Genomic DNA, 22,130 nt, shown 5'->3' on the forward strand with positions numbered 1-22,130 from the left:
CGGGTGCATGGCGTCGGGCTGGCCCAGACCCTCGATGGTCGTGATCTCGGCGCCCGTGTGCAGCAAGGCGAGCGTCAGGCAGGCGTTGATGCGCCGCCCGTCGACGATCATCGTGCAGGTGCCGCACTGGCCGTGGTCGCGGCCCTTCTTCGAGCCGGTAAGGTGCAGATGAGCGCGCGCCGCATCGAGCAGGGTGGTTCGGGTGTCGAGATCGAGCTCGCGCCGCTGGCCGTTGATCGTGAACCACACCCGCGCCAGGATAGGGCGGTCGCCGGGCCCGGGATCGGCTCTCGCGGCCGGCGGCATCGACGCCATGGCCGCGCAGGCGGTGGTTCCTGCCATCAGGTCTCTCCGGTTCAATCCAGGCTCGCGCATGGGCTGCATGATGTCTCCGCACCGTCGGTGGGGGTCGCCCGACTGTGACGGCGACGGCTCGGTCGGGCCGCCGTCCCGGGCCATGCAGGAGATCTAGGGGCTGCCGAGCGCCGCGATTAGGCACTAGGTTCCACTTGAGGCCATGCCCTGGGGTTATGAATGCTGCGGGAGAACCTGAACGACCTCGTCGCCTTCGCGGCGGTGGCGCGGGAGGGCAGCTTCACCCGGGCCGCCGCCCGGTCCGGCGTGACGCAGCCGGTGCTGAGCCGCGCCGTCCGGGCGCTGGAGGAGCGCCTCGGCGTCCGCCTCCTGGCGCGAACCACCCGCGCCGTCGTGCCGACCGAGGCCGGCGAACGCCTGCTGCGGATCGTGGGGCCGCAACTGGACGGCATCGCGGCCGACCTGTCCGCACTCACCGCGCTGCGCGACAAGCCGGCCGGGACCATCCGGATCACGTCCGGCGAGCACGCGGCCGCCTCCATCCTGTGGCCGGCTCTGGAACGGCTCCTGCCGGCCTACCCGGATATCACCGTCGACGTGATCACCGAGAACGCCCTGACCGACATCGTCTCCGAGCGCTTCGACGCGGGAATCCGCATGGGGGATCAGGTCGAGAAGGACATGGTCGCGGTCCGGATCGGGCCCGCCCTGCGCATGGCCGTGGTCGCGACGCCCGCCTATTTCGCGGCGCGCCCTCGACCGCGTACCCCCCAGGACCTGACCGCCCACGCCTGCATCAACCTGCATCTTGCCAGCTACGGCGGCCGCTACGCCTGGGAGTTCGAGAAGGGCGGGCGCGAGCTGAGGGTCCGGGTGGACGGCCCCCTCGCGTTCAGCAGCGTGTTCCTGGCCAGGACGGCGGCCCTGGCCGGGCTCGGCGTCGCCTGCATGCCCGACGACCTCGTCCGGGCGGACATCGCCGCGGGCCGGCTCGTGCGGGTGCTCGCCGACTGGTGCGCGCCCTTCGCCGGCTACCACCTGTACTATCCGAGCCGCCGCCAGGCCTCGCCGGCCTTCGCCGTGCTGGTGGACGCCCTGCGATATCCCGGCGTCGGAAAGCCGGCGCCGTCCGCGTGAGCCGGCCGGCAGCCTGCGCGCGGTTCGCGCGGCGGCGGCGTTCGGCCGGGTCGACGTCCTGGGGTCGAACGCGGGCATCCGGAAGGATGCGGCGGTCGCGGACCTGTCGCCGGATGACTAAAACGCGGTGATCGACGTGAATCTCATCGGGCAAGTCCCCTGCAGGCGCGGGGCCTTGCGCCGTTTCCGTGCGCAGCCGCGCGGCGGACGGCCGGCCCGAAGCGGGGCGCCATCGTCGCGATCCGGATTGTGTGACGGGGACGACGCTGTTCGTCGGCGGCGGCCTGTCGCTCGACCCCGGGTTCCGCGTCGACGGCCGAGCCGCCGCACGTCGCTTCCGGCGGCGCGATGCCGCCCCTGGCCTTCGGGGGCCCCCGGGATCCGAGACGCCGTCGCAAAGGATCACGCCCGGCACCGAAGCGTCTCGCGTCGCCCGGGTTCGGCGCGCACCGAGATCCCGGCGTCGGCCCGATCACGGCCGGTGCCCGGCCGCCTCCGAGGCCGCGTAGCGGGTCCGGGCCGCGGCGACGGCCGCGTGGTTGCGTTCCGCCCAGGCGACGAGCGCCGCCAGCGGCTCCAGCATCGAATGCCCGAGCGCGTCGAGGCGATACTCCACGCTGGGCGGCTTGGTCGGGAAGACGTGCCGGGTGACGAAGCCGTCGCGTTCCAGCTCGCGCAGCGTCTGGGTCAGCATGCGCTTCGAGATGTCGGGCACGGCCCGGCCGAGGGCGCTGAACCGCCGCGGGCCGCCGGCCAGCACGAGCAGCACCAGCGTCGTCCACTTGTCGCCGAGGCGATCCAGCACGTCGCGCACCGGGCAGAGCGAAGGATCGACGGCCGTGGCCTGCCACTCCGCGAACCGCCGCACCAGTTCCGCCTGCTGGCTCATCGCCCGGTTCCCGCGAGGTTACCCTGTCCCAAAATACTGCCTCCTTATGCGCCGTTGTGGTCTCGAATAGGAAGCATGTATCGCAACCGAACCTTCGTGGACTGCGCCCATGACCTCCGCACATCCCCGCATCGGCATCACCGGCGCATCCGGGCGCCTCGGGCGCCTCGTCGTCGAGGCCCTGCTGCGCAGCGTGCCGGCCTCCCGGATCGTGGCCGGCCTGCGCAACCCCGACGACGACGGCGCCAAGGCGCTCCGGGCCCTCGACGTCGAGGTGCGGCAGGTCGACTACGAGAGGACCGACACCCTGGACCGAGCCTTCGCGGGCATCGAGCGCCTGCTGCTCATCTCCTCCAACGAGTTCGGCAAGCGCGTGGACCAGCATCGGAACGTCATCGAGGCGGCCAAGCGGGCGGGCGTCCGCCGCATCGCCTACACCAGCGTCCTGCACGCCGACACGTCCCCGCCCAAGCTCACCGACGAGCATCGGCGGACGGAGCTCGTCCTCGCGGCATCCGGCGTGCCCTTCGTCATCTTGCGCAACGGCTGGTACACGGAGAACTACGCCGCCTCGATCCCGATGGCGCTCGAGCACGGCACCCTCTTCGGCAGCGCGGGCCAGGGGCGGATCTCGTCCGCGGCGCGGGCCGACTACGCCGACGCGGCCGCGGCCGTGCTGACGGCCGCCGAGGTGGAGAACGGCCGCATCTACGAACTGGCGGGCGACGACGCCTACACGCTGGAGCAGTTCGCAGCCGAGGTCGCGAAGGTGTCGGGCCGGCCGGTGGTCTACAGGAACCTGCCCGAGGCCGAGTACGAGGGCGTCCTGCTGAAGGCCGGCCTGCCGAAGGACCTGGCGGCCTTCGTCGCCGCCTCCGACTCCGTCGTGGCGGAGGGTGCGCTGTTCGAGGACGGCCGCGACTTGAGCAGGCTGATCGGCCGACCCACGAAACCGATGCGCGAGACCGTGGCCGCCGGCGAGCACTGAGCCCCGAGCGCGAGCCCGGCCCGCGCACGTCGCAGGGTTCGGCATCCGCCGCGCCTCGCGCTTGCCCCGACGCCGGGCCACGAACAGGAACCCTCCGGCATGCCGACCTTCGTCGAGATGGGTCGGTCGGTGACCGTGGCCGAGCAGCTCGCAGAGGAGAGCAGCGCGACGATCGGGGCCGAGCCGGGCGGCGTCGCGCCGGCACGCTGGATCGCCACCGTTGGGCTCGTCGGCGGGACCTGCGCCCCACGCTGGCCGCGCGCCGGCCCGGCGTTAGATGCCGGAATGCGCACGCGGCGATGCGCCGGACTTCATGAATGGCGCGGGAGAACCTGAACGACCTGCTCGCCTTCGTCGCGGTCGCGCGCGCGCGGAGCTTCACCCGGGCGGCGGCGCAGCTCGGCCTGTCGCAGCCCGCGCTCAGCCAGACCATCCGCGGGCTCGAGGCGCGTTTGGGCCTGAGGCTGCTGACGCGCACCACGCGCAGCGTCGCGCCGACCGAGGCGGGCGAGCGGCTGATCCGGTCCGTCGGGCCCCGGCTCGCGGAGATCGAGGCCGGCTTGGTCGCGGTGACGGACCTGCGCGAGACGCCGGCCGGCACCGTGCTGATCAACGCCGACGAGCACGCGGTCGCGGCGGTGCTGTGGCCGGCGCTGCGGAGGGTGCTGCCCGGGTACCCGGACATCCAGGTGGAGCTGGTCACCGACTTCGCCCTGACCGACATCGTCGCCGGGCGCTTCGACGCCGGGGTGCGGCTCGGCGAGGTGGTGGCCAAGGACATGGTCTCCGTCCCGATCGGGCCGGACATGCGCATGGCGGCGGTCGCCGCGCCGGCCTACCTCGCGCGCCGGCCTGCGCCGCGGACGCCGCAGGACCTGACCGGCCACGCCTGCATCAACCTGCGCCTGCCGACCCATGGCGGCCTGTACGCCTGGGAGTTCGCGGCCAACGGGCGCGAGGTCCGGGTTCGCGTGGACGGGCAGGTCGTGTTCAACACGGTGAGCATGATCCTGCGCGCCGCCCTGGACGGGTTCGGCATCGCCTACCTGCCGCAGGACCAGGTGCAGCCCCATCTCGACAGCGCGGCGCTGACCTGGGTGCTGAAGGATTGGAGCCCGCCCTTCCCGGGCTACCACCTGTACTATCCGAGCCGCCGGCAGCCCGCGGCGGCGCTCGCGGTGCTGATCGAGGCCCTGCGCTACCGAGGCTGACCGATGCGGGATCCGCGCCGGGGGGGCGCGCACGCCGTGACCACGCGTGGGTGAGCGCCCGATCCGCCCCGCCGGCTCGCGTCAGGCGCCGGCGGGATCGGGATAGCCGGTCAGGTCCGGCTCCTTGGCGCGGCCGGTGGACAGCTTCGAGGCCAGGCGGCGGAGGCCCGGCCGGCTGGCGATGCGCAGCACGCGGTGGAGCAGGCTGATGCCGAGCCGGCTGTTCGGGTTCATCAGCTTCGGCGCGATCTTGGGCACGCCCTGCCCGTCCTCGACCATCGGGCGCATGGCGCGCTCGTAGGCGGCGAAGGCCGCGGCGACGTCGTCGCCGCGGGCGAGCTCGGCGGCGAGGACGTAGGCGCCGGTGACGGCCAGCGTCGTGCCGATGCCGGCGAGCGGCGTGGCGCACCAGGCCGCGTCGCCGGTCACCGCCACGCGGCCGCTGGACCAGCGCCGCATCCGCACCTGGCGCAGGACGTCGAAGTAGAAGTCCGCGGTGGCCTCCATCCCGGAAAGGACGCGCGCCGCCTGCCAGCCCGCATCGGAGAAGCGCTGCCGCAGGTAGGCCTTCTGCCGGTCCGCGCCCCAATCCTGCTCGCCGCCCGGCGGCTGCCGCAGCGTGAGCATCGCGCGGGTGGTGCCGTGCTGGTCGGGGCGCAGGGAGATGCCGCGGCCGCCGGGCGCGTTGAACCACCGCCACATCCGGTCGTCGTCCGCGGTCCGCGGGATGGTGAAGTAGGCGATGGCGAGATCCATCCAGCGCGGGTCGGCCTCGCCGGGGAACACGAGCTCGCGCGTCGTCGAGCCGACGCCCTCGGCGACGAGGACGGCGTCGTAGCGCTCGCTCGCCCCGGAGGCGAAGGTCACCGTCGCGGCCTCCGCTCCGTCGTCGATCCGGGTCACGCGATCCCCGAAGCGGTAGGTCGCGCGCTCCCGGGCCGGCTCGTAGAGGAGCCGCGCGAGGTCGCCGCGCAGGATCTCCATCTCGGCGGTGGGGCCGTCGCCGAGGCTGGCATCCATCGTGAAGGCCGCGACCGCCCGGCCCCGCCCGTCGACCCAGGCGGTGCCCTGCTCGCCGGTGCCCCGGTCGAGCGCCGCCTGCTCCAGGCCCATGCGGCGCAGGACCTCGCGCCCGACCCCGCGGACGTCGACGTTCTGGCCGCCGTCGCGGAAGCCCGGCGCCCGCTCGACGACGGTGACGTCGAAGCCGTGGCGGCCGAGCCACCAGGCCGCGGTGTTCCCGGCGACGCTCGCGCCGGTGATGAGGATGCGACGGGGCATGCGGGACGGGTCTCCGGGTGATCCGGCCCGCGTGGAGCCGGTCGCGGCCACGCCGCGCGGCAGGATCTGCGCGAGCGCCGTGATCGAGGGGGGCCCCGCGCGTCAGGCCCCCGGCGAGGCCGCCCGGGTGACCGCCCGGCGCAGGGTGCGGGACAGGTCCTCGACCGAGTACGGCTTCTTCAGGAGCGGGAAGCCGTGGGTGCCCTGCTCGGCGAGCACGTGGCTGTAGCCGGAGGCGAGGACGACCGGCAGGCCGGTGTGGCGGTGGCGGATCTCCCGCGCCATGTCGATGCCGTTCATCCCGGGCATCACCACGTCGGAGAACACCACGTCGAAGCGCGGCGACGCGGACAGGACGGCGAGGGCCTCCTCGGCGCTCATCGCCCACACGGTCTCGTAGCCGAGCTCGCGCAGGGCCTGGGTGGCGAAGGAGCCGACCTCCTGGTTGTCCTCGACCACGAGGACGCGGGTGCCGTGCCCGTCGGCGAGGGGCTCGGGCTCGCCGTCCTCCTCGATCGCCACGGACCGCCCGACCTCGCGGGGCAGGTAAAGCGTGAAGGTGGTGCCCCGGCCGAGCGTGCTCTCGACCAGCACCTCGCCGCCCGACTGCTTGGCGAAGCCGAACACCTGCGACAGGCCGAGCCCGGTGCCCTGGCCGACGCCCTTGGTGGTGTAGAACGGCTCGAAGATCCGATCGAGATCGGCCGCCGCGATGCCGGTCCCGGTGTCGCGGACCGAGACGGCGACGAAGTCGCCGGGGATGCGGGGATGGGCCCGCACCGCCGGGATCGCCGAGGCGCGGCGCACGCCGATGTCGAGGCGGCCCTCGCCGTCCATGGCGTCGCGCGCGTTGATGGCCATGTTCACCAGGGCCGTGTCGAACTGGCTCGGGTCGGCGTCGATCAGGTAGGGCACCTCGTTCCCGCGACCGTCCCGGTTCGCGGCCACGTCTGTGACGACCCGGATGCGGGCGCCGGTGAGCGTGCCGACCATGTCGGCGACCGAGGCGACGCTGCGGCCGACGTCGAACACCTCCGGGGTCAGGGATTGGCGCCGGGCGAAGGCGAGGAGCTGGCCGGTGAGCTTGGCGGCGCGGGTGACGGTGTCGGAGATCGCGCCGATGTAGCGCTGCCGGCGCTCCTCCGGCAGGTCGGGGCGCTTGAGCAGGTCGGTCGAGGACCGGATCACCGTCAGCAGATTGTTGAAGTCGTGCGCGACGCCGCCGGTGAGCTGGCCGACCGCTTCCAGCTTCTGCGACTGCCGGAGCTGCTCCTCCAGGGCGCGGCGCTCGGTGACGTCGCGGCCGGCGGCGTAGAAGTGGTCCTCCTGCGGGATGGCGTTCCACGACACCCAGCGGAAGTCGCCGTCCGCCGTGAGCATGCGCACGTCGAGGCTGTCGAGAACTTCGCCTTCCCGCAGCAGCTCGAACGCCGCGGTCGCGGCCGCCCTGTCCTCGGGGTGGACGTAGTCGCTGAAGGACGTGCGCACGAGATCGAAGGCCGACCAGCCCAGCATCTCGTGCCAGGCCGGGTTGACCGAGCGGTAGAGGCCGTCGAAGCCGCAGACAACGAGGAGGTCGCGGCTCGCCCGCCACACCAGGTCGCGCTCCGTGGTCCGGTCGCGGGCGGTGTCGCGCAGCACGCTCTCGGCCTTCTGCCGGTCGGTGACGTCGTTGAACAGCAGGGCGACCCGGTGCTGCACCGGATCGCCGATGCGCAGGGCCTGGACCTCGAACCAGCGCCCGAGCGCGACGACGCCGCTCTCGAAGCGGACGGCCCGGCCCGTCATCGCGACCTGGCCGTAGGTGTCGAGCCAGCTGCGCTCGAGGTCGGGCACCACCTCGCTCACCCACTTGCCGACCACGTCGTCGAGGCCGGTGTGGCGCGAGAAGGCCGGATTCGCCTCGACGAAGCGGTAGTCGACCGCGCGGCTGTCGGCGTCGAACCGGAGCTCGATGACGCAGAAGCCGGCGTCGAGGGCATTGAACAGGGTGCGGTAGCGCGCCTCGCTCTCGGCGAGCATGCCCTCCTCGGTCCGGAACCGGGTGACGTCGAGCTGGCTCGCGAAGAAGTAGCGCAGGTGGCCCTCGGCGGTGAAGACCGGGCTGACGTAGAGCTCGTTGCGGAAGGTGGACCCGTCGCGGCGGTAGTTCAGGATCTCGACGACCACGTCGCGGCGCGCGGCGATGGCGTCGCGCACCTTGGCGATGTCCGCCGGATCGGTGTCCGGCCCCTGCAGGAAGCGGCAGTTGCGGCCGATCAGCTCGTCGGCCGAGTAGCCGCACAGGGCCTGGAACGCCCGGTTGGCGAACACGATCGGGTTGTCCGGCAGGTTCGGGTCGGTGACGATCTGCGGCATGCGGGTCTTCTCCGCCGCCGTGAACAGCAGGTCGACATCCGCCCCGGACGTGCGCTGGCCGGAATCCGGGAGCCTGACATGCGACGCGTTCCGCTCGCGCAGGCGCGCGACCTCGGCCTCGAGCCTCCGATTCTCGCTGCGCAGCCGCTCGATCTCGTCGTCCATGCCGTCCGTTTCCATGGGGCATGGTCGCCACCATCATGCCCGTCCGAGAACGGCTTTCGGCGACGGAAGCTCCCATGCGGGTGCCCGCGGCGCCGACGGGCCTTCATGCTCCACGCGGTCGCCTCCGGTCAACGCGGATGGCGGAGCAAGATCCCGGCCGGGACCCCGGCACCGGGCCGGAACTCGCGCTCCCGCGCTCCCGCGCGAGGCCGGAGCCTTCACCGGTACGCTGGTTCAACGACACTGTGACATGTCGAACCACCACCGGTGTTGGAACGCGGTGCGGCCGAGGTCGTTTTAAGAGCCATACTCACCCAGACAGGAGATCTTGGATGCGCAAGCTCGCACTCGCTTCCACCGCACTGCTCGGGCTCGGCATGCTGGCATCGGCCCCCGCCGAGGCCCGCGGCTGGGGTTACGGCGGCGGCTACGGCCACGGCGGCTTCGGTCACGGCGGCTACGGCTATCGCGGCGTCGGCTTCCGCGGCGGATACGGACGCGGCTACGGCTATCGCCGCGGCATCGGCCCGGGCGCCGCGATCGGCCTCGGCATCGCCGGCCTCGCCGCCGGCGCAATCGTGGCGAATTCCTACGGCGGCTACGGTGGCTACGGCGGTTACGGCTACGGCCGCCCGGTGGGCTACTACGGCGGCTACGGCTACGCGCCGGCCTACGGATACGCCCCCGCCTACGGCTACGGCTACCCGGCCTACGGCTACGGCTACTGAGGCGCCGGTCGCGGGCGCCGTTGCGCCCGCGACGCGACGTGTCCTCGACGAAGGGCGCCCGACTCACCGTCGGGCGCCCTTTTCCGTTGGACGCCCCTCGCCTCCAGGACACGCGGTCCGTCCTCGGAACCTTTTCGCTTAGGCCGAGCCCTCGATCAGGCCGCGGATGCGGGTGGCGAGCGCCTCCAGGGCGAAGGGCTTCACCAGCACCTCCATGCCGGGCGCGAGGTGGCCGTGGTTGAGCGCGGCGTTCTCCGCGTAGCCGGTGATGAACAGCACCTTGAGGCCGGGCCGCGCGGTCTTCGCCGCATCGGCCATCTGCCGCCCGTTCATCCCGCCGGGCAGCCCGACATCGGTCACCAGCAGGTCGATGCGCACGTCCGACTGCAGCACCTTGAGGCCGGAGGCGCCGTCCGCCGCCTCGATCGCCGCGTAGCCCAGATCCTCCAGCACCTCGGTCACGAGCATCCGCACCGTCGGCTCGTCGTCGACCACCAGCACCGTCTCGCCGAGCTTGGCCCGCGCGGCGTCCGACAGGTCGGGCACCGCCTCGACCGCCTCGGCCTCGCCGAGGTGGCGGGGCAGGTAGATGCAGACCATCGTGCCCTTGCCGGGCTCGGAGTAGATCCGCACCTGCCCGCCCGACTGCTTGGCGAAGCCGTAGATCATGCTCAGGCCGAGCCCCGTGCCCTCGCCCATCGGCTTGGTCGTGAAGAACGGGTCGAACGCCTTCGCCGCCACGTCCGGCGCCATGCCGGTGCCGTTGTCGGAGACGCAGAGCGCGACGTACTGCCCCGGCTCGAGGTCGCGCTCGCGGGCGGCGCGCCGGTCGAGCCAGCGGTTGCTGGTCTCGACCACGATGCGGCCGCCCTCCGGCATCGCGTCGCGGGCGTTGATGCAGAGGTTGAGCAGGGCGTTCTCGAGCTGGCTCGGGTCGACCAGGGTCGGCCAGAGCCCGGCGGCCCCGACCGCCTCGACCGACACGCCCGGCCCGACGGTGCGGCGCACCAGGTCCTCCATGCCCTCGACCAGACGGTTCACGTCCGTCGGCTTGGGGGCCAGGGTCTGTCGGCGGGAGAAGGCGAGCAGGCGGTGGGTCAGGGCGGCGGCGCGGCGTGCCGCCCCTTGCGCGGCGCCGATGTAGCGGTCGAGCTCGCCCATCCGGCCCTGCAGCATGCGGGTCTGCATCAGCTCCAGGGAGCCGACGATGCCCGCGAGCATGTTGTTGAAGTCGTGCGCGAGGCCACCGGTGAGCTGCCCGACCGCTTCCATCTTCTGCGACTGGCGCAGCGCCTCCTCGGTCCGCGCCAGCGCCTCGGCCTGGGCCTTGGCGGCGCTGACGTCGCGCACGGTGGCGTAGATCAGGCCGCCGTTCGGGACCGCGTTCCAGGAGAGCCAGCGCCAGCCGCCGTCGCGATGGCGGTAGCGGTTCTCGAACGACAGCTGGGCGTCGCCCCGCGCCAGGCCGGCCGCGGCCGCCTCGGTGACGGCCCGATCGTCGGGGTGGACCAGGTCCAGGAACGGGCCGGCCTTCATCTCGGCCTCGGTCCAGCCGAGCGTCGCGGCCCAGGCCGGGTTGAGGCTGACGAAGCGGCCTTCGAAGTTCGCGACGCAGAGCAGGTCGGACGACGCCTTCCAGATCATGTCGCGCTCCGCGGTGCGGGCGGCGACCTGCCGCTCGAGCTCCTCGGCCTGGCGCCGCCGCTCGTCGATGTCGGTGTGGGTGCCGACCCACTGGGTCAGAGCGCCGGCGGCGTCCCGCACCGGCTGCGCCCGCGCCAGGAACCAGCGGTAGCCGCCGCCGCCGCGGATGCGGAACTCGACCTCGTAGGGCTCGCCCGTGGCGACCGAGCGGTCCCAACCGGCGCGCGCCGCCGGCAGGTCGTCGGGATGGATCAGGTCGGACCAGGTCGCGGCCGCGTTCAGCGCCCCCGGCGCCGCGCCGGTATAAGCGTAGGCCCGGCCGTTGAACCAATGCAGCGTGCCGTCCGGGCGGGCGCCCCAGACCTGGTTCGGCACGGCCTCGGCGAAGGCCCGGAACTGCGCCTCGCTGGCCTGGAGGTCCGCCTCCGCGCGCCGGCGGCCGGTGACGTCCCGGAACAGCACCGAGACCTGGCGCCGGCTCGCCGGCTCGATCCGGGCGGCCGAGACCTCGATGTGGCGGCCCGCGCGCGGGAACGCGCGCTCGAACCGGATCGACTCCCCCGTGCGCAGGACGCCGCCGTAGAGCGCGAGCCAGCCCTCGGCCTCGTCCGGCGCGAGGTCGCGCAGGGTCCGCCCGACGATGCCGGCGATCCCGGTCTGGCGCTCGTAGCCCTGGTTGGCGACGATGTGGACGTAGTCGCTCGCCGGACCGTGCGGCCCGTCGATGAACTCGATGATGCAGAAGCCGTCGTCGACCGCCTCGAACAGCGCCGTGTAGCGCTCCTCGGTCTCGCGGCGGCCGGTGGCGTCGACCATCGTCCCGAGCGCCCGGAAGGCCCGGCCCCGGCCGTCGAACAGGCCGCGCCCCTTGGCCGACACCCATCGCACCGTGCCGTCGGCCTTGGAGACGACGCGGAACTCGGCCTCGAACGGCGCGCGCCGCTCCGGATCGAGGGCGGCGGCGAGCGCCGCCAGCACCGTCTCCCGGTCGTCCGGGTGGAGGCCGTCGCGAAGCGTCGCGCGATCGCACGCGGCGTCCGGGGCGAGGCCGAACAGCTCGCGGGTGCGCTCGGACAGGGTCAGCGCGTCGGCGGCCACGTCGAGGTCGAAGGTGCCGATCTCGGCCGCCTCGGTCGCCAGCCGCAGCGCCATCTCGCTGAACTGCAGGCGCTCGGCGTCGGTGGCGCGGGCCGCCGACAGGGCGGCGTTCTCGCCGCGCAGAGCCGCGAGCTGCAGCACGTCGGCGGTGACGTCGTACTGGCTGGCGAAGAAGTACGCGACCTCGCCGGCGGCGTCCTTCACCGGGGCCAGCAGAAGCTGGTTCCAGAAGGTCGTGCCGTCCTTGCGGTAGTTGAGGAGCGCGACCTCGATCGGCTGCCGGGCGGCGATCGCCGCGCGCACCCGGGCGACGTCGTCCCGGTCGGTGTCGGGCCCCTGGAGGAAGCGGCAGTTCCGCCCGACGATCTCCTCGGAGGCATAGCCGGTCAGGCGGCTGAAGGCCGCGTTGACGAAGAGGATCGGGTTGTCGGGCTGGCGCGGGTCCGTGACGATCATCGGCATGCGCGTGGCCCGCACCGCCGCCGCGAACGGATCGGTGACGTCCGCCCCGCCGGCGATCTCGGAGAGGATGCGGTGGGTCTCGCGGCGGACGCGGCTCGCCTCGGTCTCGGCCGGCATGGGCTGATGCGGTGCTGTGGTCACGCCGGGCCGTCTAGCAGGAGCGCCATGGGGTCAGAACCGCGATTCGGGTCGGGCTGGTGCGCGCGCGTCTCGGATCGGCGACCGGGAACGGCATCGATCCGCCCCGAAGGCGGGCCCGGCCGGTCATCGGGTCGGCACGACCATCCGGAACCGCAGCCCGGCCGCGTCGATGGTACGGTCGAACCGCCCCGCCAGGCTGCGCTCGATGGTCTGCTTGAGCAGGCGGGACCCGAACCCGGTCCCGTCGGCCTTGGGCGTCCCGGACGGCGCGCCGCCCTCGGTCCAGTCCAGCGTCAGCGCGCGGTCGGCGACGCGACCGACCAGCCTGAGCGTGCCGCCGCCGGCCAGCGCCCCGTACTTGGCGGAGTTGGTGGCGAGCTCGTGGACGATCATCGCGTAGTCGTTGACCTTGTCGGGCGGCGCCACCGCCGCGTCCGGGATGTCCACGGCGATGTTGGCGCCGTTCAGGTACGGCGCCAGGATGCGCTCGGCGAGGTCCCGCAGCCGCACGTCGCCCCGGTCGGCCCGGTTCGACCGCGTCGCCAGGGCGGTCGCCTCGTGCAGCACCCCGAAGCGCTGCGACAGGTCCTCGGCGAAGTGCGGCGTCGACGTGGCCTCGCGGGCGACGATGGCGGTGAGCGCGCGGGCGACCGTGAACATGTTCGAGACGCGGTGCGCCAGCTCGGCGGTCAGCAGCCGCTCGGCATCCTCCGCCCGCTTGCGGTCGGTGATGTCGAGGAAGATGGCCTGGACCCACTCCCCGACCCGGCCGGCCTCGCCGCCGACGCCGCGCGCCGAGATCCAGCGGGCGTCGGCGCCGTCGCCGATGCGGAAGTCGAAGCTGTAGGCCTGCGGATCGGTGGCGCTCGCCGCCCAGTCCCGCATCATGCCCGGGCGGTCCTCGGCGTTCACTTTCGCGAACAGCGCGTCGATGCCCACCACCGGCTCGGTCGTGTCCCAGAACGCGCGGCAGAGGCCGTCGAGCTGGGCGAGCCGCCGCTCCGGCGACCAGGCCCACAGGCCGACGCCGCCCCGGTGGATCGCGGCGGTGAAGCTGGCGAGCGTCCACCCGTCACCGGTGGGATCCGTGTCCTGAGCCATCCGTCCTTCCGAAACCGAACCCCGACCCGCGCGGACGGCGCGGTGCCGCCCCCACGCGAGGGAACTCACCGGGGGCGCCTTTGCTCCGAATCCGGGCGCGCCGGCCCGGGCGGGGACCGTCGCGTGGCATCAAGAAGACGCGAGCGCCGCCCGGAGGGCGGCGCTCAGCCTTCGGCCTGCTCCACGAAGCGGCGGATGAGCCAGCGCCCAGCCGGGCCGGGCGGGCGGTCGGTGCGGTGGATCGCGGTGAGCGGGAGCAGGCGGCGCGTCGCCTCCGGCAGCTTCAGCGCCACGAGGCGCCCCGCCTCGAGGTCGGCGCGCGCCAGGTGCGCGGGCATGCTGCCCCAGCCGATCCCGGCCAGCAGCAGCGTGTGCTTGGAGCTCATGTCGGAGAGCCGCCAGGTCCGCGGCGCGATCACCCCGAATTCCTGGCCTTCCGACAGGGGAGAGCGGTCGGAGATCACCAGCTGCACGTGCTCGCGCGCCAGGCCCGACACCGACCCGTCGGCGGCGGCCAGGGGATGGGAGGGCGCGGCGACCGCCACCATCTCGACCTCGCCGACGGACACCAGCTCGAGCGGGTCGGTCTCCCGCTGCCAGAGCTCGACCCCGATGCCGATCGCCGCCCGGCCGTCGATCACGTGCTGCTGCACCGCGCCGAGCGCCTCGACGTTCAGGCGCAGGGCCACCGAGGGAAACCGCGCCTGGAACGCCTTGAGCGCATCGACGAGCCGCGGCCCCGGCATCAGCAGGGTGACGACGAGGCTGACCTCCGCCTCGAGCCCGCTCAGCAATCCGCCGACCTTGGCGCGCAGGGCGTCGACGCCGTGGGCGACGATGCGCGCCTCCGCCAGCACCGCGCGCCCGGCCTCGGTCAATTGCGGCCGTCGCGTCGCGTCGCGGTCGAACAGCGGCAGGCCGAGCTGCTGCTCGAGATTGGCCACCGCGTAGCTGATCACCGAGGTGGCCCGGTTGAGGCGACGGCCCGCCGCGGCGAAGCTCCCGGCCTCGACCACCGCGAGGAAGACCCCGAGCTGGTCCAGCGTCGGTGTTCCGGGGCCGCGCATGCCGGGATCCTCGAACGATCGGGGCGCGTCCGGCCCCGGCGATCCGGCAAGCAAGGTCGGCGCCGCCGGGTCAGCGGCGGGCGGGCTTGTGCGCCTGGATGCGGCCGACCGAGCCGGTGACCATCGCATCGTAGGCGCTCGGCGCGGCCTGGCCGACGCCGCGCTCGACGGGGCGGCCGGAGACCGTGCCGGGCGCGGTCTCGGTGGGGATGCCGGCCGGCGCGGTGTAGCTCTGCGCGACCGCGGCGGCGGGCAGGGCGGCCGCCAGGGAGAGGGCGAGAACCGAAACCTTGAGGATGCTGGACATGGGGGGCTCCATCGATCTGAGGCGAGGCGACCCGGTGGCCGCCGTCCGATGAAGCGAAGATGGGCCCGTCTTGCTGATCCGAAAACCCGAATAGTTTCGAACAAGACGTTCGACTTTCTTGGCAAGCCTGCTTTCTTCGCCAGCCCGCCGGCTTCAGCTGCGCTCGGGTGCGAGGGGGCGGCAGCCGGCGAGGAACAGGGCCACCGCGGCGCGGCGGCGCTTCTCCTGCGCTTCCGGGTCGACCGCGATGCCGTAGAGCGCCTGCTTCGCGCTGCGGCCGAGGACGAGGTTGAGGAACAGGTCGGCGGCGATCTCTGCGTCGTCGACCGCGATCTGCCCCCGCGCGGCCATCACCGTGAGGAGGCGGTCGACCGCGCGCACGCCGCGCATCCAGCCTTCCTCGTAGGCGAGCCGCGCCAGATCGGGGAACTGCATCGCCTGCGCGGCGATGCAGCGGGTGAGCGCGGCGGCGCCCGGCGCATGGGCACGGGCGAGGAGGTTGCGGCTGAGCTCGTCCAGCACGGTCGCGGCGTCCCGCGGGTTGGCCTCGAGGGCCTGCGTTTCGGCCGCGGCCGAGAGCGGGGCCAGCCATTCGCGGATGCGCTCGTCGAGCACCGCCTCGAACAGCGCGCGCTTGTCGCGATAGCGCGAATACAGCGTCGGCTTGCTGACGCCGGCCGCCTCCGCGACCGCGTCGATCGAGGTCGCGTCGAAGCCGCGCTCCATGAACAGGCGGGTGGCGACCTCGACGATGCGCGCCTCGCGCCGCGCGGCTTCCGCGCGGGTCGGCCGTCCGCCGCCGCGCCGGGGCTGCGCCTCCGCATCGTCGGCCGCGACCTGCGTCATGAACTTCCTCCTTGTCAGCCCGAACCGCCGACCGTATTACAACGATACCGTATCGTTTTATTGTTGGCCAGCCGCGATGCAACCACGATCCACCGACGATCCTGCGCCCGTCCCCGTCGTTCCTGCGCCCGCGCGCAAGCGCCGTCCCGCGCGGCTGATCCTTCCGTTGCTCGTCCTGGCCGCGCTCGGCGGGGGCGGCAGCTACGGCTGGCACTGGTGGACCGTCGGCCGGTTCCTGGAGACGACCGAGGACGCCTACCTGCAGGCCGACAAGGTGACGGTCGCCCCCCGCATCGCCGGCCACGTCGCCGCGGTGCTGGTCGGCGACAACCAGGCGGTGCAGGTCGGCGACGCGATCGCGCGGCTCGACGACCGCGAGTATCGGATCGCGTTGAAGCAGGCCCAGGCCGAGGTCGAAAAGAACCGCGCCCAGCTGCTCGGCACCGCCGCCGCCATCCTCCAGCAGCAGGCGCAGGTGCAGTCCGCGAAGGCCGAGGTCGAGAACACCGATGCGGCCCTCGATTTCGCCACCAAGGAATACGCCCGCTACCAGAACCTGTTGCAGACCGGCTCGGGCACCGCCCAGCGCCAGCAGCAGGCCGATGCCGACCTGAGGCAGAAGCGGGCGGCGCACGACAAGTCCGTCGCCTCGCTGGACGCCGCCCGCAAGCAGGTGGAGAGCCTGACGGCGCTGGAGGCGAGCGCCCGCGCGAGCCTGGACGGGGCGCGGGCCAAGGTCGAGCAGGCGCAGCTCAACCTCAGCTACACGACCATCGCCGCGCCCGCCGCCGGCACGGTCGGCGACCGGGCCCTGCGCGTCGGGCAGTTCGTCTCGGCCGGCACCGGGCTGCTCACGATCGTGCCGACCGGCCGCGACATCTACCTCGTGGCGAACTTCAAGGAGACGCAGACCGGGGAGATGGTCGAGGGACAGCACGTTACCTTCACCGTCGATGCGCTGGGCGACCGCGCGTTCGAGGGCCGGATCGAGAGCTTCTCGCCCGGCACCGGTGCGCAGTTCGCCCTGCTGCCGCCCGAGAACGCCACCGGCAACTTCACCAAGGTCGTCCAGCGCGTGCCGGTGCGGGTCGCGATCGACGCGTCCGACCCGCGGCTCGCGCGCCTGCGCGCCGGCCTGTCGGTCGAGGCCACGGTGCACCTGGCGGACCCGGTCGCGCCGGCCGCACGCCGCGCCCGGCCCGGCGCCGCCCTCGTCAGCGAGGCCCTGCCCCGATGAGCGCCGCCGCGGCGATGCGCGGGCCCGAGGCCAAGGCCAGCGCGCGCGACTGGCTCGCGGTGTTCGGCGCGATCCTCGGCGCGTTCACCGCCATCCTCGACATCCAGATCACCAACGCCTCGCTCTCCGACATCCAGGGCGCGCTCGGCGCCTCCACCGAGGAGGGCAGCTGGATCTCGACCGCCTACCTGATGGCCGAGATCATCGTGATCCCCCTCACCGGCTGGCTCTCCTCGGTGATCGGCCTGCGCCGGTACCTGTCGGTGAACACGATGCTGTTCACCGCCTTCTCGCTCGCCTGCGCGCTCTCGACCTCGCTCTCGCAGATGATCCTGTTCCGGGCCGGCCAGGGCTTCACCGGCGGCGTGCTGATCCCGACCGCGATCGTCATCGTGCGCACGCGCCTGTCGAGGAGCCAGCAGCCGATCGGCATCGCGATGTTCGGGCTGACCGCCACCTTCGCGCCGGCGATCGGCCCGACGGTGGGCGGCTGGCTCACCGACAACCTGTCCTGGCACTACATCTTCTACCTGAACCTGATCTTCGGCCCGCTCGCCGCCGCGATCCAGCTCGGCGCCTTCGACGGCGTGCCGGCGCGCTGGGCCGAGCTCCTGAAGGGCGACTGGATCGGCATCGGCCTGATGGCGACCGGCCTGCCGGCGCTGACCTACGTGCTGGAGGAGGGCCAGCGGAAGGACTGGTTCGGCTCGCCCGTCATCGTCCAGGCGAGCTGGCTCGCGGTGGCCGGCATCGCCGGCTTCATCGTCCGCGAGCTCATGGCCGAGCGCCCCTTCATCAACCTGCGGGTGCTCGCCAACCGCTCGGTCGGCGGATCGTGCGTGCTGATGACGGTGCTCGGCGCGGTCTCGTTCGGCTCGATCTACATCATCCCGCTCTACTGCGCGCAGATCCAGGGCTACGACGCCCAGCAGATCGGCTACGTCGTGATGTGGTCCGGGCTGCCGCAGCTGCTGCTGTTCCCGATGATGCCGCTGATCATGCGCACCTTCGACGCCCGGCTGCTGGTGGTGACCGGCACGCTGTTCTTCATCGCGAGCTGCTGGATCAACGTCGGGCTGACCCACGACGTCGGCGCGGACCAGCTGATCCTGCCGCAGCTCCTGCGCGCCGTCGGCCAGCCGCTGTTCACCATCCCGCTGTCGCAGCTCTCGACGGCGGGCCTCGCCCCGCGCGACACGGCGGACGCCTCGGCGCTGTCGAACATGATGCGCAACCTCGGCGGCTCGATCGGCATCGCGATGCTCTCGACGATGATCGACCGGCGCGAGCACATGCACTTCTCGGTGCTGGCCGAGGCGATCACCGTGAACGCCACGCGCACCCAGGAGCGCCTCGCGGCCACGGCCGCCGGCCTGCACGGGCACGTCGCCGACGCCGCGGCCGCGAAGGGCGCCACCCTCGGCATGCTGGCGGCCCAGGTCCGGCGCGAGGCCGAGGTGATGGCCTATGCCGACGGGTTCTGGCTCGTCGGCGTCAGCCTCGTGCTGAGCCTCGGCGTCGTCGCGATCCTGAGGAAGCCGCAACGCGCCTCGGGGCCGGTCGAGGCCCACTGAGCCCGCGTTTGCGACGATCGTCCGTCTCAGTGGTGCCCGGCCATGTGACGGCCGATCGTCGCCACCTCGGCGGTGGCGGCCTGCGTCTCGTAGACGAGGCGGCCCTCCGACATCACCACGATGCGGTCGGACAGCTCCAGGATCTCGTCGAGGTCCTCGCTGATCAGCAGCACCGCGGCGCCGGCGTTGCGCGCGGCCACGATCCGGTTGCGGATCTCTGAGACCGCCGAGAAGTCGAGGCCGAAGCACGGGTTGACGACGATCAGGAGGTCGACCGGGTCGGTCAGCTCGCGGGCGAGCACCGCCCGCTGCACGTTGCCGCCGGACAGGGTGGCGATCGGCGCCTCGGACGAGGCGGTCTTCACCTTGAACCGCTCGATCAGGTCGCGCCCGCGCCGGGCCATCGCCCCCCGGTCGAGCCAGAAGGTCGGCTTGCCCGTCGGGTCGTCGCCGCGCCGGTCGAAGGCGCGAAAGCCCAAGTTCTCGACCACCGACATCCGCGGCGCGCAGGCGTTGCGCAGCGGCTCCTCCGGGATGAACCGCACCTTTCGCGCGCGGCTCTCGGCCCGCGTGCCGGCATAGGGCGCGCCGGCCACCACCACCCGGCCGCCGGTGGCGCGGACCTGGCCGCCGAGGACGTCGGCGAGCTCCTTCTGCCCGTTGCCCGAGACGCCGGCGATGCCGACGATCTCGCGGGCGCGAACGCTGAGCGCGTCGACGGCGATGTGGCGCAGGCCCGAGGCGTCGGTGGCGGTCACGCCCGTGATGCGCAGGATCTCGCGGGCTTCGTCGGGCTCGCCGAGGCGGGCGGCCGGCACGCGCACCTTGCGCTCGCCCATCATCATCGCCGCCATGTCGTCGCGGGACAGCGCGCCGACCGCGCCGCCGCCGACGAGCCGTCCGCGCCGGAGCACGGTCAGGCTTCGGGCGAAGGTCTCGACCTCGCGGAACTTGTGGCTGATCATCAGCACGGTGAGGTCGCCGCGGTCGGCCATCGCGCGGAGCAGCCCCAGCACCTCCTCGGCCTCGCCCGGCGTCAGCACCGAGGTCGGCTCGTCGAGGATCAGGAACCGCGCCTCGAGGTAGAGCTGCTTGACGATCTCGAGCTTCTGCTTCTCGCCCGCCGCCAGCTCCGCCACCGGCCGGTCGAGGTTCAGCCGGAACGGCATGCCGGCCATGAAGGCGGAGAGCCGCGCCCGCTCCCGGCTCCAGGCGATCACCGAGGGCGCGTCGGCGCGGCTGATGACGAGGTTCTCCGCCCCCGTGAGCGAGGGCACCAGCGTGAAGTGCTGGTAGACCATGCCGAGGCCGCGCGCCTGCGCGCCCTTCGGGTTGGTGATCTCGGCCTCGCGGCCGTCGACCAGCACCGTGCCGGCGCTCGGGGCGTAGAACCCCATCACGCACTTCACCAGCGTGGACTTGCCAGCGCCGTTCTCGCCGAGCAGCGCGTGGAAGCCGCCGGCCGCGATCTTCATCGACACGTCGTCGAGGGCGGCGAAGGCGCCGAAGCGCTTCGTCATGCCGACGGTCTCGACGCCGATGGCGCGGGGGGGGCCCGGGGCCGGGGCCGAGGGAGGAGACGCGAGCGGTGACGACGTCATGGGCGGCCTCTCACGGCGCTTCGGCGATGATCGCGACGGGGCCGCCGCCATCCGGCCCCTGATGCTCGGCGCCGCCCGAGACGTAGAGCTCGGCATGGCCGACGAGGCCGGCGAGCACCCCGCCGACGAAGCCGCGGGCGTGCCGCGTCGCGGCGTGGTCGGAATCGGTGAGCATGGTGGTGCGAAGCCCGCGCAGGCGCCCGTCGGACGGGGCCTCGGCCTTGGCGAGCAGCGCGACCATCCGCGCGCGCTGCGCCGGCGCCAGCTGTCCGGCCGCGCCGAGGCCGAGGCGGGCGAGGGCGGCCCGCACGGGCTCGACGTCCAGGGCGTCGGCCATGGTGGCGTGGTCGATCCGCAGCGGGCCGGACCAGCCGGCGCCGCGCCCGAGCACCACGATCTCGTGGCCCATCAGCTCGATCCCGGCCGAGGCCGAGGCGCGCGACGAGGCGAGCGAAAAGTCCCGGCCGATCGCGGCCTCCTCCAGCGCGCCGACCTCGCCGAGCGCCGCGGCGATGCCGAGGGAGGCGGCCGCGCGCGAGAGGCCCATGGATTTCAGCGTGTCGGCGGTGGCGCAGTCCGCGTCGCGGCCGCGCGCCTCGGCGATCCGCTCCGAGGTGAGGAGCGGGCACTTCACCTGGACGAAGTGCACCTCGTCCGGATCGACGATCCCGGCCGCGCGCATCGCCGCGCGCACGCCGTCGGCCACCGACGCGACCTGGGCCAGGCGCCCGACCTGCTCGGGCCGGAGGTCGGCGGTGTGGGCGTGGCCGATGGCGAGCGCGCCGGGCACGGCGGCCTCGTCGGCCTCGCGCACCTCGAACACGGTGACGTGCGGGGACAGGCCGCCCTCGGTCCCGCCCGACATGACGAGGCAGACCCGCTCGGCGGCCTCCGGGCCGGCGTGCCGACCCAGCAGGTCGCGCAGGGCGCGGGCGGCGAGCCCCCGGGTCCAGTCGTTGACCAGGCCGTTGCCCTCGGTCTTGCCGAAGATCGCGACGATCGCGCCCGGCACGATCCGGCCCTCCGCGATCGCGCGTTCCAGGCCGGAGACGTCGTCCGGGGCGGCGGTGGCGATGCGGTGGACGACGGCGCGGCGGGTGCTCATGCGGCGGCGAGCGCGGCGATGACGGCGTCGGTGTCGGAGACCGCGCCGAACACCCCGCCCTGCATCGTCACCATGCGAAGCGCCGCCGCGTGGTTCTCCGGATCGGTGGCGCCGCAGGCGTCGCCCAGCACCACGCATTCGAAGCCGCGGTCGTTGGCCTCCCGCATGGTGGTGGAGACGCAGACGTCGGTGGTGATGCCGGTGAGCACGAGGTTGCGGATGCCGCGGGTGCGCAGGATCAGCTCGAGGTCGGTGGCGCAGAACGAGCCCTTGCCGGGCTTGTCGATCACCACCTCGCCGGGGAGCGGCGCGAGCTCCGGGATGATCTCCCAGCCGGGCTCGCCGCGGACCAGGATCTTGCCGCAGGGCCCGGGGTCGCCGATGCCGGCGCCGATCCGGCGCGAGCGCCAGCGCTTGTTCTCCGGCAGGTCGGAGAGGTCGGGCCGGTGGCCCTCGCGGGTGTGGATGATCGTGTAGCCGGCCCCACGCATCGCAGCGAGCAGGCGGGCGATCGGCGCGATCGGCGCGCGGGTCAACGACAGGTCGTAGCCCATCGCGTCGACGTAGCCGCCGTCGCCGCAGAAATCGATCTGCATGTCGATGATGACGAGCGCGGTGTTCCCCGGCCGCAGGTCGCCGTCGTAGGGCCACGGGTAGGGCTCGGCGGCGACGGTGCCCGCGGGCGAGGACGTCGTGCTCATGCGGCCTCGCCCTGTCGGCTTGACGAACGAATGTCCGCTGACGGAGATCGTCGTGACGTGCGCTCGATTCGGAATGCCGCGAACGAGCGCGGGACGAGTATTGCCCTTCGCCGCACGCGCTCTTCCCTCCCCCCTCTGCGGGGGAGGGTGGGCCTCGCGTCAGCGAGGGTCGGG

The 22,130-nt window shown here is 73.2% G+C and carries 19 protein-coding genes; 7 read left to right on the forward strand and 12 right to left on the reverse strand.

What is annotated here, in order from left to right; all coding sequences use genetic code 11:
• A partial coding sequence (locus MKK70_RS24940; protein ID WP_409568325.1) for a 2Fe-2S iron-sulfur cluster-binding protein occupies nucleotides 1-342 on the reverse strand: 342 nt, incomplete at its 3' end.
• 192 nt (nucleotides 343-534) lie between these two features.
• Between MKK70_RS24940 and MKK70_RS24945 the strand changes: the two genes are divergently transcribed.
• Complete coding sequence (locus MKK70_RS24945; protein ID WP_147859856.1) at nucleotides 535-1,452, forward strand: LysR family transcriptional regulator; 918 nt, start codon at nucleotides 535-537, stop codon at nucleotides 1,450-1,452.
• A gap of 472 nt (nucleotides 1,453-1,924) precedes the next feature.
• Here MKK70_RS24945 and MKK70_RS24950 read toward each other — a convergent pair whose 3' ends face one another.
• Entirely contained in the window at nucleotides 1,925-2,341 is a 417-nt protein-coding gene (locus MKK70_RS24950) for a winged helix-turn-helix transcriptional regulator (RefSeq protein WP_147843237.1), read from the reverse strand.
• A 109-nt stretch (nucleotides 2,342-2,450) separates the two neighbouring features.
• Here MKK70_RS24950 and MKK70_RS24955 point away from each other — a divergent pair, with 109 nt between their 5' ends.
• The 3 genes from MKK70_RS24955 (at nucleotide 2,451) to MKK70_RS24965 (ending at nucleotide 4,540) form a co-directional block, all read left to right on the forward strand.
• On the forward strand, nucleotides 2,451-3,329 hold the full coding sequence (locus MKK70_RS24955) for an SDR family oxidoreductase (protein WP_243937342.1): 879 nt from the start codon (nucleotides 2,451-2,453) through the stop codon (nucleotides 3,327-3,329).
• A 99-nt stretch (nucleotides 3,330-3,428) separates the two neighbouring features.
• The gene (locus MKK70_RS24960) at nucleotides 3,429-3,665 is read left to right on the forward strand and encodes a hypothetical protein (RefSeq protein ID WP_243950581.1); all 237 of its coding nucleotides are present in this window, start codon (nucleotides 3,429-3,431) and stop codon (nucleotides 3,663-3,665) included.
• On the forward strand, nucleotides 3,647-4,540 hold the full coding sequence (locus MKK70_RS24965; protein WP_243950583.1) for a LysR family transcriptional regulator: 894 nt from the start codon (nucleotides 3,647-3,649) through the stop codon (nucleotides 4,538-4,540). Before MKK70_RS24960 ends, MKK70_RS24965 begins: the two co-directional genes overlap by 19 nt.
• An 81-nt stretch (nucleotides 4,541-4,621) precedes the next feature.
• On the opposite strand, the gene MKK70_RS24970 is transcribed toward MKK70_RS24965, so the two are convergent.
• Entirely contained in the window at nucleotides 4,622-5,821 is a 1,200-nt protein-coding gene (locus MKK70_RS24970) for an FAD-dependent monooxygenase (protein WP_147726790.1), read from the reverse strand.
• Between the two features lie 102 nt (nucleotides 5,822-5,923).
• Nucleotides 5,924-8,344, reverse strand: a complete 2,421-nt coding sequence (locus tag MKK70_RS24975) for a PAS domain S-box protein (RefSeq protein ID WP_243950585.1) — start codon at nucleotides 8,342-8,344, stop codon at nucleotides 5,924-5,926.
• Nucleotides 8,345-8,676: 332 nt separating this feature from the next.
• Here MKK70_RS24975 and MKK70_RS24980 point away from each other — a divergent pair, with 332 nt between their 5' ends.
• Nucleotides 8,677-9,072, forward strand: coding sequence for a hypothetical protein (locus MKK70_RS24980; RefSeq protein ID WP_147726794.1), 396 nt, complete (start codon nucleotides 8,677-8,679; stop codon nucleotides 9,070-9,072).
• A 138-nt stretch (nucleotides 9,073-9,210) separates the two neighbouring features.
• On the opposite strand, the gene MKK70_RS24985 is transcribed toward MKK70_RS24980, so the two are convergent.
• The 5 genes from MKK70_RS24985 to MKK70_RS25005 all read right to left on the reverse strand — a co-directional run bounded on the left by MKK70_RS24985 (nucleotide 9,211) and on the right by MKK70_RS25005 (nucleotide 15,738).
• Complete coding sequence (locus MKK70_RS24985; RefSeq protein WP_243950724.1) at nucleotides 9,211-12,393, reverse strand: PAS domain S-box protein; 3,183 nt, start codon at nucleotides 12,391-12,393, stop codon at nucleotides 9,211-9,213.
• Nucleotides 12,394-12,540: 147 nt separating this feature from the next.
• A complete protein-coding gene (locus MKK70_RS24990) occupies nucleotides 12,541-13,518 on the reverse strand; it encodes an HWE histidine kinase domain-containing protein (protein WP_243950587.1) in 978 nt (325 codons plus the stop codon).
• 164 nt (nucleotides 13,519-13,682) lie between these two features.
• Nucleotides 13,683-14,585, reverse strand: a complete 903-nt coding sequence (locus MKK70_RS24995) for a LysR family transcriptional regulator (protein ID WP_243938552.1) — start codon at nucleotides 14,583-14,585, stop codon at nucleotides 13,683-13,685.
• Nucleotides 14,586-14,655: 70 nt separating this feature from the next.
• The gene (locus MKK70_RS25000; RefSeq protein WP_147726800.1) at nucleotides 14,656-14,892 is read right to left on the reverse strand and encodes a hypothetical protein; all 237 of its coding nucleotides are present in this window, start codon (nucleotides 14,890-14,892) and stop codon (nucleotides 14,656-14,658) included.
• 153 nt (nucleotides 14,893-15,045) lie between these two features.
• Nucleotides 15,046-15,738 carry a TetR/AcrR family transcriptional regulator gene (locus MKK70_RS25005; RefSeq protein ID WP_243950589.1) on the reverse strand — a complete coding sequence of 231 codons (693 nt, stop codon included), beginning with the start codon at nucleotides 15,736-15,738 and terminating at the stop codon, nucleotides 15,046-15,048.
• A gap of 166 nt (nucleotides 15,739-15,904) precedes the next feature.
• Between MKK70_RS25005 and MKK70_RS25010 the strand changes: the two genes are divergently transcribed.
• Both MKK70_RS25010 and MKK70_RS25015 read left to right on the forward strand, forming a co-directional pair.
• Nucleotides 15,905-16,975 carry an HlyD family secretion protein gene (locus tag MKK70_RS25010; protein ID WP_243938550.1) on the forward strand — a complete coding sequence of 357 codons (1,071 nt, stop codon included), beginning with the start codon at nucleotides 15,905-15,907 and terminating at the stop codon, nucleotides 16,973-16,975.
• Nucleotides 16,972-18,549, forward strand: coding sequence for a DHA2 family efflux MFS transporter permease subunit (locus MKK70_RS25015; protein WP_243950592.1), 1,578 nt, complete (start codon nucleotides 16,972-16,974; stop codon nucleotides 18,547-18,549). The genes MKK70_RS25010 and MKK70_RS25015 overlap by 4 nt, the downstream gene beginning before the upstream one ends.
• A gap of 26 nt (nucleotides 18,550-18,575) precedes the next feature.
• Here the strand turns inward: MKK70_RS25015 and MKK70_RS25020 are convergent, their stop codons facing one another.
• From MKK70_RS25020 to MKK70_RS25030, 3 genes are read right to left on the reverse strand one after another with little or no spacing between them, the layout of a single operon-like run.
• Nucleotides 18,576-20,150, reverse strand: coding sequence for an ABC transporter ATP-binding protein (locus tag MKK70_RS25020; protein WP_243950593.1), 1,575 nt, complete (start codon nucleotides 20,148-20,150; stop codon nucleotides 18,576-18,578).
• Nucleotides 20,151-20,160: 10 nt separating this feature from the next.
• Nucleotides 20,161-21,255 carry a ring-opening amidohydrolase gene (locus MKK70_RS25025; protein ID WP_147859849.1) on the reverse strand — a complete coding sequence of 365 codons (1,095 nt, stop codon included), beginning with the start codon at nucleotides 21,253-21,255 and terminating at the stop codon, nucleotides 20,161-20,163.
• Nucleotides 21,252-21,956, reverse strand: coding sequence for a cysteine hydrolase family protein (locus tag MKK70_RS25030; RefSeq protein ID WP_147728576.1), 705 nt, complete (start codon nucleotides 21,954-21,956; stop codon nucleotides 21,252-21,254). Before MKK70_RS25030 ends, MKK70_RS25025 begins: the two co-directional genes overlap by 4 nt.
• Nucleotides 21,957-22,130 lie beyond the last annotated feature (174 nt).

This window comes from Methylobacterium sp. E-041, assembly GCF_022829665.1.
Lineage (GTDB): Bacteria > Pseudomonadota > Alphaproteobacteria > Rhizobiales > Beijerinckiaceae > Methylobacterium.

Excerpts from the sequence above, each read along its gene's own strand:
- MKK70_RS25020 (WP_243950593.1), bottom strand. The coding sequence starts at position 20,150 with ATGACGTCGTCACCGCTCGCGTCTCCTCCCTCGGCCCCGGCCCCGGGC.
- MKK70_RS24975 (WP_243950585.1), bottom strand. The coding sequence starts at position 8,344 with ATGGACGACGAGATCGAGCGGCTGCGCAGCGAGAATCGGAGGCTCGAG.
- MKK70_RS24985 (WP_243950724.1), bottom strand. The coding sequence starts at position 12,393 with ATGCCGGCCGAGACCGAGGCGAGCCGCGTCCGCCGCGAGACCCACCGC.
- MKK70_RS25000 (WP_147726800.1), bottom strand. The coding sequence starts at position 14,892 with ATGTCCAGCATCCTCAAGGTTTCGGTTCTCGCCCTCTCCCTGGCGGCC.
- MKK70_RS24960 (WP_243950581.1), top strand. The coding sequence starts at position 3,429 with ATGCCGACCTTCGTCGAGATGGGTCGGTCGGTGACCGTGGCCGAGCAG.
- MKK70_RS24970 (WP_147726790.1), bottom strand. The coding sequence starts at position 5,821 with ATGCCCCGTCGCATCCTCATCACCGGCGCGAGCGTCGCCGGGAACACC.
- MKK70_RS24995 (WP_243938552.1), bottom strand. The coding sequence starts at position 14,585 with ATGCGCGGCCCCGGAACACCGACGCTGGACCAGCTCGGGGTCTTCCTC.
- MKK70_RS25015 (WP_243950592.1), top strand. The coding sequence starts at position 16,972 with ATGAGCGCCGCCGCGGCGATGCGCGGGCCCGAGGCCAAGGCCAGCGCG.
- MKK70_RS24990 (WP_243950587.1), bottom strand. The coding sequence starts at position 13,518 with ATGGCTCAGGACACGGATCCCACCGGTGACGGGTGGACGCTCGCCAGC.
- MKK70_RS24965 (WP_243950583.1), top strand. The coding sequence starts at position 3,647 with ATGGCGCGGGAGAACCTGAACGACCTGCTCGCCTTCGTCGCGGTCGCG.
- MKK70_RS25025 (WP_147859849.1), bottom strand. The coding sequence starts at position 21,255 with ATGAGCACCCGCCGCGCCGTCGTCCACCGCATCGCCACCGCCGCCCCG.
- MKK70_RS25005 (WP_243950589.1), bottom strand. The coding sequence starts at position 15,738 with ATGACGCAGGTCGCGGCCGACGATGCGGAGGCGCAGCCCCGGCGCGGC.
- MKK70_RS24945 (WP_147859856.1), top strand. The coding sequence starts at position 535 with ATGCTGCGGGAGAACCTGAACGACCTCGTCGCCTTCGCGGCGGTGGCG.
- MKK70_RS24950 (WP_147843237.1), bottom strand. The coding sequence starts at position 2,341 with ATGAGCCAGCAGGCGGAACTGGTGCGGCGGTTCGCGGAGTGGCAGGCC.
- MKK70_RS24955 (WP_243937342.1), top strand. The coding sequence starts at position 2,451 with ATGACCTCCGCACATCCCCGCATCGGCATCACCGGCGCATCCGGGCGC.
- MKK70_RS25030 (WP_147728576.1), bottom strand. The coding sequence starts at position 21,956 with ATGAGCACGACGTCCTCGCCCGCGGGCACCGTCGCCGCCGAGCCCTAC.
- MKK70_RS24980 (WP_147726794.1), top strand. The coding sequence starts at position 8,677 with ATGCGCAAGCTCGCACTCGCTTCCACCGCACTGCTCGGGCTCGGCATG.